At 72.2% G+C, this 15,612-nt stretch carries 4 protein-coding genes; all 4 read right to left on the bottom strand.

Annotated elements, in window-relative coordinates; genetic code table 11:
• Window position 1 precedes the first annotated feature (1 nt).
• Genes ABTX18_RS23355 through ABTX18_RS23370 form a run of 4 tightly spaced genes read right to left on the bottom strand, consistent with a single transcriptional unit; the run spans window position 2 to window position 15,601 of the window.
• Window positions 2-1,702, bottom strand: a complete 1,701-nt coding sequence (locus ABTX18_RS23355; protein WP_352124672.1) for an ABC transporter ATP-binding protein — start codon at window positions 1,700-1,702, stop codon at window positions 2-4.
• Window positions 1,689-12,668: a non-ribosomal peptide synthetase gene (locus tag ABTX18_RS23360; RefSeq protein ID WP_352124673.1), complete on the bottom strand. Its 10,980-nt coding sequence runs from the start codon at window positions 12,666-12,668 to the stop codon at window positions 1,689-1,691. The genes ABTX18_RS23355 and ABTX18_RS23360 overlap by 14 nt, the downstream gene beginning before the upstream one ends.
• A 58-nt stretch (window positions 12,669-12,726) precedes the next feature.
• Window positions 12,727-14,508, bottom strand: a complete 1,782-nt coding sequence (locus ABTX18_RS23365; protein ID WP_352124674.1) for an ABC transporter ATP-binding protein — start codon at window positions 14,506-14,508, stop codon at window positions 12,727-12,729.
• Window positions 14,509-14,539: 31 nt separating this feature from the next.
• Complete coding sequence (locus ABTX18_RS23370) at window positions 14,540-15,601, bottom strand: iron-siderophore ABC transporter substrate-binding protein (RefSeq protein WP_352124675.1); 1,062 nt, start codon at window positions 15,599-15,601, stop codon at window positions 14,540-14,542.
• Between the last annotated feature and the right edge of the window lie 11 nt (window positions 15,602-15,612).

Genomic DNA, 15,612 nt, shown 5'->3' on the forward strand with positions numbered 1-15,612 from the left:
CTCACCTCGCCACCGCCAGGCAGTACGCCTCGTCGGTGGCGAGGAGGTTGCGGTGGGTGTCCTCGGCCGTGATGACGCCGTCGTCCAGGACGAGGACCCGGTCGGCTGCGTCCAGGACGGCGGGACTGCTGGTGATCACGACGGTGGTACGGCCCCGGCGCAGCTTCACCAGATTGCGCGCGATCAGCTGTTCGGTGACCGCGTCGACGGCCGTGGTCGGGTCGTGCAGCACCAGGACGTCGGTGTCGGCGGCCAGGGCGCGGGCCAGGGACAGCCGTTGGCGCTGCCCGCCGGACAGGTTCGCGCCGCGGTCGCGGACGGTGTGGTCGAGCCCTGCGCGGTGCAGGGCGACGACGTCGGTCAGCAGGGAGGCCTCGACGGCCTCGGCCACCATCCGGCCGGTACCCGATGGATCGATGTTCGTACGGAGGGTGCCCGCGAAGATCTCCGCGTCGTACGGGTTCACCAGCAGGTGCTCACGGACCGCCTCGACCGACAGGTCCTCGATCTCCCGCCCGCTGATCCGTACCACGCCCTCGTAGGCGTGCGGCGGGACGTTGACGGCCAGGACCGACGCGAAGTCCGCTGCCGCACGCGGCTGGTAGGCGGTGACCGCCACGAACTCCCCTGCGGGCACGCGCAACTTGAGCCCGCGCAGCGTTCCGTACCGTACGCCGTCGATCTCCAGGTCTCCGCCCGGGGCAGGGCGTTCCGGTCCCGGCCGCGCCACCGGCGGAGCCGACAGCACCAGCGCCATCCGCTCGGCCGAGGCGCGGGCCATCATCACGTACTTCGGCATCTCCGAGAACATCTTCAACGGCTCCATGATGAACTGCGCGAGGCCCACGGCCATGACCAGTTCCCCGATGGAGATCCGGCCGTCGAACGCCAGCCAGCCGGCCGTCAGGGTCACGGCGGCGGCGAGGACCGCGTTGAGGGCCTGTGCGGCTCCGGCGTACGCGCCGTTCACCCGGGCGACGGTGACCGCCTGGTGCCTGGCCTCGGTGCTGACCTTGCGGTAGGAGACGAACGCCGCGTGGTTGCCGCCGAATCCGTGCAGCGGGCGCAGGCCGGTGATCAGGTCGGCGACCTTCGCGCCGGCCCGTGCCACCCGGGCCTGCTGTTCCTGCGTACTGGCGCCGATCCGCCTGGACATCACGCTCAGGATCGTCAGGATGACCACGGTGCCCATGATCACGAGCAGTCCGAGCCGGAGGTCCGCGAGGCCCAGCGCGACGGCTGCGACCAGGACCGCGACCAGCGAGCTGATCAGCAGCGGCACCACCTCGATGATGTCGGCGGTGGAGTCGGCGTCCTCCGTGGCGATGGTGAGCACCTCACCGGACTTGAGGCCGGTGTCCCGGGCCACCGGCTGGAGTCCGCACGCCGCGACCTGCACCCGCCAGCGGTGTGCCTCGGTCGTGTTGGCCTTCTGCAGGACGCGCATCCCGAACCGCCACGACAGCGACACGGTCGTGATGATCACCGCCAGCGCGCCGATCGACACACCGAGCGAGCCGGGGCTCCGGTCCTGCAGCGTGTGCTCGACGATCAGGCCGAGCGCGATGGGGAAGGCGGTCTCACCTGCCTGGTACAGGCCCATGAGGACGGTGCCCCAGGTCATGGCGGCAACGTTGCGGCGCAGGGCGGTGCGCAGGATGGCGGCTCCTCGAAGGGGCCGGTGGGGGTCAGGAGTTGGCATCGAGGTGACCGGCAATCGCTTCGGGGGTTCGCAGGGTGAGCAGATCGCGGATGGTGATCACTGGACCGTACTCCCGGCGGAGCAGCCCGGTCAGACGCACCGCGAGCATGGAGTGCCCGCCGAGGGACACGAAGTCGCTGACGGCGCTGACCTCGTCGTCGTCCAGGTCGAGTGCCTCGGCGAAGAACGCGCACACGGTGATCTCGGTGTCGGTCTCCGGTGCGCGTTCGGCCGCGGTGGTCAGCACGCCCAGCGGCCTGGCCTCCGGCAGGGCCTTGGTGTCGGCCTTTCCGTTCACGGTCAGGGGGATGCGGTCGACCTCGGCGTAGTGCGTGGGGCGCAGGAAGTCCGGCAGCGCCGCGCCCACTTCGGCGGCGACGGACGCCAGGCCGCTGCCGTCGCCGAGGACCAGGTAGGCGGCCAGCCGGTACGCGCCGTCGACCTGCGGGTCGGGCTGGGCGACCGCGGCGGCGAACCGCACCGCCGGGTGGGCGGCGAACGCGGCCTCGACCTCGCCGAGTTCGACCCGGTGGCCCCGGATCTTGACCTGCTGGTCGGTGCGGCCCAGGTACATCAGGTTGCCGTCCGGCCGCCGGATCGCCAGGTCCCCGGTGCGGTACATGCGCTCGCCGGGTCCGCCGAAGGGGCAGGCGACGAAGCGGTGCGCCGTCTGGGCGGGCTGCCCGAGGTAGCCGCGCGCGATGCCGGCGCCGGACACGTACAGCTCGCCGGGCACCCCGTCGGGCAGCGGGCGCAGCCAGGGGTCGAGCACGTACACCTCGGTGTTGTCGATCGGGACGCCGACCACCGGGTCCTGGCATTCGAAGGTGCCGACGCCGAGGGTGTTGATGGTGTACTCGGTGGGTCCGTACAGGTTGTAGCCGGCCGTACCCTCGGTCTCCGCGAGCCGCCGCCACAGGGCCGGGGTGACGGCCTCCCCGCCCAGCAGCACCAGCGCGGGCCGCCGTCCGGGGGTGTCGAGCAGGCCCTCGGCGACGAGTTGCTGCGCGTACGTCGGGGTCACGTTGATGACGTCGATCCGGTGCTCCAGGCAGTACGCGACCAGCCGGGGCGCGTCGCGGCGCAGTTCCTCGTCGCAGATGTGCACCTCGTGGCCATCGGCGAGCCACAGCAGCTCCTCCCACGACATGTCGAAGGCGAACGACACGGTGTGCGCGATCCTGAAGACCCGGTGCTCGTGCTCCGCCAGCACCGGTTCGAAGATGCGTCGCTGATGGTTGATCAGCATGTTGGTGAGCCCGGCGTATTCGGTCACCACGCCCTTGGGCTTTCCGGTCGATCCCGAGGTGAAGATCGTGTACGCGGGGTGCCGCAGGCGGTCCGGGTCGTCCGGTGCGAATGTCCGGTACGGCTCCGCCTCGGGCAGCGGGCGGTCCAGCTCGATGAGGTCGCCGGTCAGCCGGGGCGACACCGCGCTCACCGTGAGGATCACGTCCGGCCGGGCGGCGTCGGTGATCGCGGCGATCCGCTCGTCCGGGTGGTCGAGCTCCAGCGGGACGTAGGCCGCTCCGACGCGCAGCACGGCGAACAGCGCCACGATCGAGTCGAGCGAGCGTGGTACCGCGAGGGCGACGGTGCGCTCCGGTCCGATGCCGCGTCCGGCCAGCACACCGGCCACCGCGCGGCTGCGGTCCCTGAGTTGCGCGAAGGTCAGGGCCGCGCCGTGGGCGACGAGGGCGACGCGGTCCGGGTCTCGGTCCGCCGCCCGGTCGAACCGGTCGACGACGGTGTCCGTCCCGATGTCCGTACGCGTGGTGGGCTCGGGCTGCGGTCCCGGTCCCCGCAGGGCGCCGACCGGGCCGGTCGCCCGGGTCAGCTCCTCCAGCAGGCGCAGGTAGTCGTCGAGGAGACGGCGCGCGTTCGCGGGGTCGTCGTCGCGGTGCTCCAGCTTGACGGTGAGCCGGTCGCCGGGGGTGACGACCCAGGTGAACGGATAGTGGGTCGAGTCGTCGGCCTGTACGGAGGTGATGCCGTGCCGGGCGTTCATTTCGGCGAACGCGTCCAGGTCCAGGAAGTTCTGGAGCACGAACAGGTTGTCGAACAGGGTGTCGTGTCCACTGGCCCGCTGGATCTCGCCGAGGCCCAGGTGCTCGTGCTCCATCGCCTCGACCCGGGCGTTCTGGACGGCCGTCAGGTACTCCCGGACCGTGTCGTCCGGCCGGGCCCGGGTCCACATGGGCACGGTGTTGAGCAGTACGCCGACGATGCCGGCATGGCCCTCGCCCTCGCGGCCGGAGACGGTCACGCCGAACACCGCGTCGGCGCGGCCGGTGTGCGCGCCGAGCAGGAGTCCGAACGCGCCGGTCAGCACCGAGTTCAGCGTGACGCCGTGCGCCTTGGCCGTCTCCCTCAGCAGGTCCGACAGCTCGCCGGACATGGTGTGGACGAGCGCGCTCGGCAGTTGGTCCGGGAGATCGGGCCGGGGTCCGGCGAGCAGGGTCGGTCCGGTGAGGCCTTCCAGGTGCCGGGCCCAGAAGCGTTCCGCCACGGCGGGGTCCTTGGCGGCGAGGGTGCGGGCGTAGTCCTCGAATCCAGGAGTGGCCGGGGTCCCGTCCAGTGGCTCACCGGCGACGACGGCCCGGTAGGCGTCGAACAGGTCGCGCAGCAGGATCTCGCGCGACCAGCCGTCCCACAGCAGGAGGTGGTAGCTCAGCAGGAGCCGGTCGCGGCCGTCGGGCAGGCGCACCACGGTCAGCCGGACCAGTGGCGGTTCGCCCGGGTCGAATCCGGTGTCGCGGTCCCGGGCGCGCAGGGTGTCGGCCTCGGCGTCCGTCGTCAGGTGAACGGTGCGGACGTCGACGCGGCGGCCCGCCTTGAGGACCTGGACCGGGTTTCCACGGTCGTCGGTGGTGAAGCCGGCCCCCACGACGGGGTGCCGTGCGATCACGTACGCCATCGCCTCGGCGAGCGCGTCGGTGTCCACGCGACGGTCGAAGGTGAAGTAGCTCTGTGCGACGTAGTGCCCGGCCGTGCCCGCCATCTGGGCCTGGAAGTACAGGCCGCGCTGGAGGGGGGTGACCGGGGCGGTGCGCCCGGCCGTCGTGGCGGCGTCCGCGATGCGTTCCAGGGCGGCCCGCCAGAGCCCGGTGATCGCGTCGGGGATGCCGTCGGCCAGGGTGAAGGCCGCGTGCAGGCCGCCGGTGGTGTCGTCGGTCCAGGCGTTGACCTCGACGGCATACGGGCTGCCCTCGTCCGTGCCGGTGATGTGCGGCGCCCGCGATTCGCCGCTCCGGCCGAGGTAGTTGAACAGCACCTGCGGACGGGCGGTCAGCAGCGGGGCCGTCTGCGGGTTGAGGTACCTGAGCCGGCCGTAGGCGACGTGCCCGTCCTCGTCCGGCTGGCGTGCGGCGACTTCGCGCGCCGCCTCGACGGGGTCGGTGTGCGCGGTGAGCCGCACGGGTGCGATGGCGGTGAACCAGCCGACCGTACGGGTGTAGTCGTGGTGTTCCCGCGCGGGGACCCGGCCGTGGCGCTCCAGATCGATCGCGAGGTCGGTGGGCGAGGGCTGGACGTGGGTCAGCGCCGTGCGGAGCGCGCCGCACAGCAGCTCGGTGAGCCCGATGCCGAGTGCGGCGGGCGCGGTGCGCGTCACCCGGTCGCTGACGTCGGGCGCGAGCACGACGGTCGTCTGGCGCACACCCTCGACGGCGGGCACCAGGGCGGGCGCGCCGAGCGTGGTGATCCACTCGCCGAGGCGGGATACCTCGGCGGACCGGGCGCTCATCGCCTCGGCGTACTCGGCGTACGACGTGGTGGGGGGTGCCAGGGACGCCCCGTCCAGTGCGGTGGCCAGGTCGTCGAGGAGGATCAGCCAGGACACCGCGTCGACGGCGAGGTGGTGCACGGCGACCACGAGGGTCCGGCTCTGCGGCATCCAGGAGAACGCGATGACGCCCCCGGATGCGGCCCCGGACCCGGACTCGGGATCGAGGAGCCCGGCCGCCTCGTTCGCGGCGGCCGTCACGTCGGTCGTCTCCGTCCGGACGACGGCGACCTCACGGTGGGGTTCGGTGCGCAGGGCCCACACCCCGTGCTCCGTGTGCAGCCGCAGCCGGAGGACCGGGTGCGCGGCCGCGACGGCGTTCGCGGCGCGTTCGACATCGGCGAACCCGGCGCCATCGGGGACCACCAGCGATCTGGCCTGGGCGAACCGGGCGAGCGAGCCGCCCAGTGCGCGCCTGCGCAGCATGATCGGCGTCGCCGGCAGGGGTCCGTCCGCGCGGGCTGTCGCAGTGGTGGCGATCTGCGGCGTACGCGAGTCCAGCTGCTCGGCGAGTGCGCGCGGGGTCCTGCGCAGGAAGACGTCCCGGGGTGCGATCGGCAGTCCGAGAGCCCGGGCCCGGTTGATGAGGGTGATGGCGAGGATGCTGTCACCGCCGGCCATGAAGAAGTCCGTGTCGGCGTCCACGGCGGAGCCGGGCAGCGTCTCGTCGAAGATGCCGGTCAGTGCCGCGAGCGCGGAGCCGGTCGCGACCGCCGTGACGGCGTCCTGGGCTGCGCGCGCGGTGAGGGCCTTACGGTCCAGCTTGCCGTTGACCGTCAGCGGCAGCGCGTCGACGCATCGCACCAGGCCCGGAACCATATGGGCGGGCAGCTTCGCGGACAGGAGGCGGGTCAGGTCGCCGGGTTCCCGGCCCACGATGTGCGCGACCAGGTGGTCACCGCTGTCCGCCACGGTGACCGCCGCGTCCACCACCCCGTCGAGTTGCCTGATCGCGGACTCCACCTCGCCGAGCTCGATCCGGAACCCCTTGAGCTGGACCTGGTCGTCGGCGCGGCCGGCGAACTCCAGCTCGCCGTTCAGGGTGCGCCGGGCGAGGTCGCCCGTGTGATACATCCGGGAGCCGTCGCCCGCGAACGGGTTCGCCACGAACCGGCTCGCGGTCAGGCCCGGCCTGCCGAGGTAGCCGAGCGACACCTGGTCGCCCGCGACGTAGATGGCGCCCACCCGGCCGGGCGGCACCGGCCGGAGCCGGTCGTCGAGGAGGTAGGCCTCCAGACCGGGGATCGGACCGCCGATCGGACTGACGTCGGTGTCGAAGTCCCCGACCGTGAGCACCCGGTGGGTGACGTGGACGGTGGTCTCGGTGATGCCGTACATGTTGACCAGTTCGGGCGCATCGGTGCCGTACCGCTCGATCCAGCCGCGCAGCCGTACGGGATCCAGCGCCTCGCCCCCGAAGATGATCCGGCGCAGTGCGGTGGCCGGTTCCCCGGCGTGCCGGTCGGCCTCGATGAACTGGTAGAACGCCGACGGGGTCTGGTTGAGCACGGTGACTCCGCGCTCGCGGACCAGCCGGTGGAAGTCCACCGGGGAGCGCGTCAGCGCGTAGTCCGGTACGAGCAGCTCACCGCCGTGCGCGAGTGCGCCCCACAGCTCCCAGACGGCGAAATCGAAGGAGTACGAGTGGAACTGGACCCACACGTCGTCGGGACCGAACTCCATGCCGGCCCGGGTGTTCGCGAGCAGCGCCACCACGGAGGCGTGCGGAACGACGACGCCCTTGGGCCGGCCGGTGGACCCGGACGTGTAGATCACGTACGCGGGATCGTCCGGGCCGGGTCGCGCGCTCTCCGGTACGGGCCCGCCCGCCTGGGGCAGTTCGTCACCGGGTCCCGCGCTCTCCCATACCGGCCCGCCCGCCGGCGGCAGTTCGTCTCCGAGCACAAGCACGCGGGCCTGCACGCCCGCCCGGGACAGCAGTTCCGTGAACCGGTCCCGCTGTTCGCGGTCCACGAGCACGGCCTGCGGTGCGGCGTCGGCCAGGACGTACTCCAGCCGTTCGTCCGGGTAGGCCAGGTCCAGCGGTACGTACGCCCCGCCCGCCGTGACGATCGCGACCAGGGCGACCACCTGTTCCAGGGAACGCGGTACGGCGACGGCGACGCGTCCGCCCGGCCGCACGCCGGCCGCCCGTAGCGCTCCGGCCAACTCGTCCTTGGACGAAGCCAGTTCGCCGTACGTGAGCGACCTGCTGCCGCCATCGAGGGCGCACTGGGTGACGGCGACGGCGGCAGGGTCACGGTGTGACGCGGCGTCGAACAGCGCGCCCAGGGTCGTCGGGGCGACGGGTGCGGGGCGCCGGGCGTCCTCGGCCGCCAGGTCCGCGACCAGGGCGTCCGGCCGGGTGAGCAGCCCGGTGAGGGTGCGGGTGAACGTGCGCAGGAGGGCCGCGGCGCTCTGTTCCCGGAGCAGGTCACCGTCGTAGATCAGGTTGAAGCGCGGGCCGCCGTCGTGGGCGCGCTCCACCACCAGCGTCAAGGGGTAGTGCGGCGCCCCCTCGTTCACGATGCCGGTGATGACCACATCGTCGCCGGGCCCGCGCAGGGCGGCCACGTCGGTCGCCACGTCGAACACCACCAGGGTGTCGAAGCGGGCGCCCGCGCCGGACTGCCGGCCGATCCGTGCCAGCGAGACGTGCTGGTGCGGCAGCACGGCGCTCTGGTGCTCCCGCACCGAGGCGAGGAGACCGCGGGCCGTCGTCGTCGCGGACCAACGCGCGCGTACGGGGATGGTGTTGATGAACAGGCCGACCATGTCCGCGATGCCGGGCACGTCCGCGTCGCGTCCGGACACGGTGGAGCCGAACACCACGTCCTCGCCGTGGAGGATGCCGCCGAGCGTCACGGCCCACGCGCTGTGCACGGCCACGCTCAGGGGCACGCCCGCCGACCGGGCGGCCGCGTCGATGTCGGCCGCCGGCTCCATGGCCGTGTCGGCGAACCGGCCGGACGGGATGTGGCCCTCGGCGACGAGGGAGGGCCCGGACAGCCCGGCGAGCTGCTCCCGCCAGACGCGGTCGCTCTCGTCGTCGTCCCGTCCGGCGAGCCAGTGCACGTAGTCGGGGAAGCCCCCGGCCCGGAAGGCGGTGCCCGGTCGGTGGTATTCGGCGAGCAGGGTCCGGAGCATCGGCGGCACCGACCAGCCGTCGGCGATGATGTGGTGCACGGTCTGCACCAGCACGGCGCGGCCGATGCCTCGCCGGATGAGCGTGTAGCGCATCAGCGGGCCGGTGGCCAGGTCGAACCCGGCGCGACGGTCGCGCTCGGCGTAGGTGTGGATATCGGCGTCGGACATGCCGGGGCGGTCCAGTGTGGTGAAGGGCGCCTCCGTACCGCTCTCGAGTACGGAGACCACCCGGCCGTCGGCCAGAGCGACGAACCTCGCGGCCAGGTTCGGGTACAGCGTGAGCAGCCGGTTGGCCGCCGCCGCGAGCCGTCCTGGATCCACCTCGCCGTCCAGTGTCAGCAGTTGCTGCTCGACATAGCTGCCGGCCGATTCGTCGTCGAAGACCGAGTGGAAGTACAGGCCCTCCTGCAACGGGGTCAACGGCAGAATGTCGTGCAGTCGGGGACCGTCCAGGGCGTCAATATCGGACTGGGTGAGCGGCAGCGGGGCGAAGTCGCTGGGCGAGTGGCCGCCCTGTTCCAGCGCGGCCAGCCCGGTCAGGGCCTCACGCAGATACTCACCTACGGCGGTGATGTCCTCGTCGGTGAACAGGCCGTCGGGCCAGGACATGGTGGTGACCAGTTCGTACGCGCCGGTCGCGGCGGGTTCGGCGGGTTCGGCGGGTTCGGCGGGTTCGGCGATGAGGTTGAACTCCAGGGCGCGCGGCAGGCGCATCCTCGGATCGCGCTTCTCGCCGAGTTGCCCGGTGGCTCCCGCGAGCCGCCAGCCCCCGGAGGTGTCCGAGTCGAAACGGCCCAGGTAATTGAACAGCACCTGCGGCGCGGGCGCGTCGAACCGCGCGTCGTTCAGGTACCGCAGGGCGCCGTAGGAGACCCCGTTGCCCGGCACGCGGGCGAGGTCCTCCTTGACCGCTTTCAGGGCGGCGGCCAGGTAGGCGGGTGGGGTGAACGAGTCTGCGGCGCCGGGGTCGACGGTCACCGGGAAGAGGGTGGTGAACCAGCCCACGGTGCGCGAGAGTTCGGGTTCGAATCCGACGGCGTCCGCGACGAAGCGGCTTTCGCGGCCGTGACCCTCCAGTTCGATGTGCGCGAACGTCTGGTCCTGGCCGAGGTCACGGCGCCACCGGGCGAGGGCGACGGCGACCGCGGTCAGCAGGACGTCGTTGACGCCCGCGTGGAACTTCGCGGGAATCTCGCTGAGCAGCGCCGACGTGGTTTCGGGTCCGACCGTGACGGTCCGCTCCCGCTCGCGGGCCACGGTGTCGGCGTCGGTCGGAGCACGCCTGCCCAACGGTCGGTCGACGCCCGGAAGGGGACGCTCGAAGTAGGCGCGGTCCGCGTCGAACGCGGGGCGTCCCAGGAGTTCGGTCCAGCGCCGGAACGACGTGCCCACAGCGGGCAGTTCGACCGGGGCGCCGGAGCCGTACTGCCGCCACGCCGTGGCCAAGTCCTCCATCAGGACCCGCCAGGAGACGCCGTCGACGACCACATGGTGGATGACCACGACCAGTTGCCGCTCCTCGCGGCGCCAGACCGCGCGCAGCATGACGCCGTTGTCCGGGTCGAGCCCGTCGGTGGCGCGTACGACACAGGCGTCGAGCGGCAGACCGCTCTCCTCCCACGCGGCGACAGCCCCGTCCGCCTCCGGTACGGCGAAGCCCCAGCGCTCCCCGCGCACCAGCCTGGCGCGCAGCATGTCGTGGTGCCTGACCAGCGCGGTGAGGATCTGGTCCAGGGCGTCGGCGGTCAGGTCCGGTGGGGTGTTCAGCACCACCGACTGGACGAAGCCGTCGACCGCGTCCGTGGTCTCGCCGAGCCATTGGACGATGGGCGATCCCACGACGGGCCCGGTCGGCACATCGTCGTCCTCCGCCGTGGACACGTCCTCGCGGCTCGCGACCGCGGCGAGGGCGCCGACGACGCCGTGGGTGAAGATCTGCCGTGCCGTGACGTGGAGACCGGCGTCGCGCAACGCGCTGAGCAGGGAGATCGCCAGAATGCTGTCCCCGCCGAGCCGGAAGAAGTCCTGGTCGACGCCGACCTCGTCCAGCCGCAGTACGGCGGCGACGGCCGCGCAGACCAGGCGCTCGTTCTCCGTGGTGGGCGCGATCAGCGGTCCGGCCGAGGTCACGGGTTCCGGCAGCGCGGCCCGGTCGACCTTGCCGTTGGCGGTGAGCGGGAACGCCGTCATCACGACGGTGTGGGCGGGCACCATGTACTCGACCATGTGGGCGTCGGCCCACGCCCTGACCTCGTCGGCGCGCAGCTCCTCGTGCCCGGCGGCCGGGATCACGTACCCCACGAGGTAGGTGCCGCCCACGGTGTTCTTCCTGGCGACGACGCAGCTGTGCCGTACGCCGGGGTGCTCGGCGAGAGAGGCCTCGACGTCCTCGGTCTCCAGGCGCATCCCGCGGATCTTGATCTGGTTGTCGGCGCGGCCGAGGAAGTCGAGCGATCCGTCCGGGGCGTACCGGGCGAGGTCACCGGTCCGGTACAGCCGGGACCCGTCGGCCGCGAACGGGTTCGCCACGAAGCGGGAGGCGGTGAGGCCGGGCGCGTTGGCGTATCCGCGTCCCAGGAGGAAGCCGCCCACGTACAGCTCGCCGCCGGCCCCGACCGGGACGGGGCGGAGTTCGTCGTCCAGCACGTACAACTGCGTGTTGGGGTTGGCCTTGCCGATCGAGGTCGACAGGCGTTCGGCCGCGCCCCGGTAGATGACGTGGCTGACGCCGATGGTCGTCTCGGCGGGGCCGTAGCCGTGGTACAGGGGGATGTCGAGGCGGGTGCGGAAGCGCTCGTAGAGCTCGGGTGTGAGCACCTCGCCGCCGCACCACACATGGCGCAGGCTGTCCAGACGGCCGGAGTCCCCCGCCATCTCCAGCAGGACGTCCAGCATGGACGAGACCAGGTAGGTGAAGGTGACGCGCTGCTCGGCGATCACGCCGAGCAGATGGTGCGGGTCGCGTTCGCCGCCGGGCCGCAGGACCACCAGCCGGCCGCCGCACACGAGCGGCAGGAAGATCTCGTTGAGGGAGATGTCGAAGGACAGCGGCGCTTTGAACAGGGACGCGTCGTCGTGGCCGAAGTGCAGGATCTCGCCGGACTGCCACAACAGCCGCTCACTGATCGCCTCGTGCCGGATCATCGCGCCCTTGGGCCGGCCGGTCGAGCCGGACGTGAAGATCACATAGGCCAGGGCCGCTCCGGGGACGGCCACCTCGGGGCCTTCGGCAGGGTGGGAGGCGAACCGCCAGTCGTCGAGGTCGACGGCCACGGCGTCCGGCTCCCCCGGGCCGTGCTCGCCCGAGGTGTTGAGCTGGAGCACGACCCGGGCGTCCTCGATGACGACGGCCCGGCGCGCGGCGGGCCACTGCGGATCGAGCGGGACGAACGCGCATCCCGCCTGGAGTACGCCGAGCAGTCCGATCACCATGTCGGCGGAGCGCCCCAGCGAGATGCCGACGACCTGCTCGGCGGTGAGTCCGCGCTGGATCAGGTGGTGCGCCAACTGGCTCGCGTACACGGCTGTCTGGCGGTACGTCAGTGAGCGCTGCTCGTCCACGATCGCGACGGCGTCCGGGCGTGCCCGTACCTGTTCGTGGAACATCTCCACGACGGTCGGGCGGACCCGGGCGGCCTCGGTGTCGTTCCACCGGGTCAGGGCCTCGATCCGTGCGGTGATACCGGAGGGGCCGATGGTCCCGAGGGGCCGGTCGGGGAAGTCCGCGAGGTCGTCCAGGGCGAGCTGGGCGTCGGACGGTGAGACGCCTTCCGGGACGGCGATGCTGCGGCCGTCCGCGCCGGTCTCCCAACCGGCCGGTCCCGGCCCGCCGTTGCCGGCCCATCCGACGACGTCGGCGAACAGGGTGCCGGGGGTGAGGCCCATTCCCTCGGGGCTCTGTCCCGTCGCCCAGTAGGAGAGACCGATGGCACACGCGGTGACGAGCGCACGGTCACTGTGATCACCGGTTCTCCGGCGCAGGCCGGCCAGGCCCGTTTCGGAAAGCAGTACGAGACGAGCGCCCGGTTCCATCATCGAAGACTCCGCTTCCCATCCGAGGTGTCCAACTTTGCCCAGCCTGACCGAGGTTGACCTAACTGCCTTCGCGCCAGGCCCGCCACAACCGTGCGTACCGGCCCCCCAGAGCCACCAGCTCCTCGTGCGTCCCCTGCTCGACGACCCGCCCCGCGTCCAGTACGGCGATCCGGTCCGCCGCCATCGCCTGGGTCAGCCGGTGCGCCACGAACAGCGTGGTGCGGCCCGCACACGCGGCGAGCACGCCGCGCTCCAGCTCGGCGGCGCCCTCGCTGCCGGCCTCGGCCGTCGACTCGTCCAGGACCACCACGGGCGACCGGGCCAGCACCAGCCGGGCCAGGGCGATCTGGGCGACCTTGGTGACGTCCAGGCGCTCCCCGCCCTCGCCGACCATGGTCCGCAGGCCGTCCGGCAACGCGTCGGCCCACACCCCCGCACCCACCGTCCGCAGCGCGTCCGCCAGTTCCCCGTCCGTCGCCTGCGGCGCGGCCAGCCGCAGGTCGTCGGCGAGCGGACCGGAGAACACATGCGTCTCCTGCGGCAGGATGCTCACCAGGGCCCGCGCCCCGGCCTCGTCCAGACCCGCGAGGTCGTGCGGTCCGATCCGCACCGAGCCGGTCTGCGGGGTTCCGATGCCCGCGATCAGGGCGGCGAGCGTCGACTTGCCCGCGCCCGTCGCCCCCACCAGAGCGAGTGAACCGCCGGCCGGGATCGTCAGGCTGACGTCCCTGAGCACCGGGTCCTCGGCGTCGGGATAGCTGAACGTCAGTCCCTCCACCGACACCTGGTACGGGGCCGCGGCGGCCGGCGCCACGGTGGCATCGCCCACCAGGCGGTCCTCCGCGTCCTCGCCCAGCACCCCGACCAGCCGGGTCAGGCTCGCCCCCGACTTCTGCGCCTCGTCGAACGTGAACATGATCGCGCCGAGCGGTGTGAACAGCCGGTGGAACATCAGCGGGGCGGCGGACACCTCGCCGAGGGTCGCCGCGTCGGCCTCCAGCAGGGCGTATCCGGCCAGGAGGATCAGGACCAGTCCGATGAACTCGGCACGGTTCTCCCTGCCGACGAAGCGGCCGAAGAACCGGAACACCTCGATGCCCAGTTCCCTCACCCGCCACGACTCGTCCGTGACCTTCTCGCGGAACGCGCCCTCCAGGCGGTAGGCCCGGACCGTGTCGATCCCGTTCAGACCGCTGATCAGCGCCTGCGCCCGGTCGGCCTGCGCCGCCCGTTGTCCCCGGTACAGCGGCGCGGACCGGGGCAGGTACCAGCGCAGGGCCAGGGCGTACGCGGGAAGCGCACCCGCGCCGGCCAGGCCGAGCCGCCAGTCCAGCCCGAACATGCCGGCCGTCGCGATGGCGACCAGCACCCCCGCCGAGAACACCGTGGGAATGGCCGACCGGATGCCCCGGGACAGCACGGCCACGTCGTCGCCCACCCGGGACAGCACATCGCCCCGGCCGACCTGCTCGATCCGTGCGCTGGGCATCCCGAGCACCGCGCGGACGGCGCCCTCGCGCAGCCGGGCGAGCAGATCCGCGCCCAGCCGCCCGATCAGGTAGGCCGAAGCCGCGGTGGCGACCGCCCCGAGCAGCGCGGCGGCCACCATCAGCGCGCCGATCCGGACGAGGAGCGCCCGGGGTTCGCCGTCGACCACCCCGTCGACCACCTGGCCGAGCAGGAGCACCGGGAGCACCTGGAGCGCCGCCCCGGCCACCGTGGTGAGCACGGTGGCGGCCGTCAGCCACGGCGCCTCGCGGCAGTGGGCCGTGAGCCACCGCCTCGCCTCTCCCCCGGTGGCCGTGCGGAGCGTCGCGGCGCGGGTGCCGGTGGTGGTCACCCGCGCGCCGGGGCGGGCGTGGCGGCCGACGTCACTGGCCGGCCGACTTGACGAGCTCGTCGATCGCGTACGGCAGCGACAGCAGAGTGCCCTGGGAGATGGCCGCGCCGACGGCCGGTCCCTCGCTGTCGAGCAGGTAGGACACCCGGCCGTCCTTGACCGCCTTCAGGTTGCTGAACAACTTGGACTTCTTCAGGGCTTCCTGGTCGGCCTTGTCGTTGATGACGAAGATGCGGTCGACGTCGACGAGGTCCATGCGCTCGGGCGAGAGCACGGTGTAGAACTTGCCGCCCGCGATCTTGTCGATCTCCGTCGCGCCCTTGTAGCCGATGCCCGTCACGAGGCGTCCGCGTACGTCGGTGGTGGTGAACGGCGCCACGGACTTCTCGTACCAGGACAGCGCGACACCGGTCTGCGTCGCGAACTCCGGGTGGGCCTTGGCGGCGGCGTCGAGCTTCCCCTGGATGCCCTTCACCATCGCCGCGCCCTCCTTCTCCTTGCCGAGCGCCTTGGCGATGTGGACCGCGTTGTCCTGCCACGGCGCGCTGAAGGGCTCCTTCTCGGCCTTCGTACGGCCCACCGTGGGGGCGATCTTCGAGAGCTTGTCGTACGCGGCCTGGTCGACCTCCGAGTAGACCGCGATGATCAGGTCGGGCCGAAGGGCGGCGATCTTCTCGTAGTTGGGACCCGCGTCACCGTTCTTCATGATGACCTCGGGGCGCGCGTCACCCCACTTGTCCTTCACCCAGGGCCACTGGGTGTTGATGTCGGGGGCCTTGCCCGCGGGGTTCGGGTACTGGTCGACCATGCCGACCGGCTTGATGCCGAACGCCAGAATCGTCTGGTCGTCCGTGTAACCGACCGAGACGACCCGCTGGGGGGCCTTGGTGATCTTCGTGGATCCGAACGCGTGCTCCACGGTAACCGGGAACGCGCCGGCCGCGGCGGCGGGAGCCTGGTCGCTCGCCTTGTCCGCGTCGTCCGACGCATCGGAACCGCATCCCGCCAGGAGGCCGATGCCGAGGGTCGCGGCGGACACCGTCGCGGCCAGCCGCTGCCAGGGCCTGGTGAGCATCGTTCTTTGGAGGAGCATCCGGAATCCCT

The sequence above is a fragment of the Streptomyces sp. NPDC096323 genome, assembly GCF_040302845.1.
Taxonomy (GTDB): Bacteria; Actinomycetota; Actinomycetes; order Streptomycetales; family Streptomycetaceae; genus Streptomyces.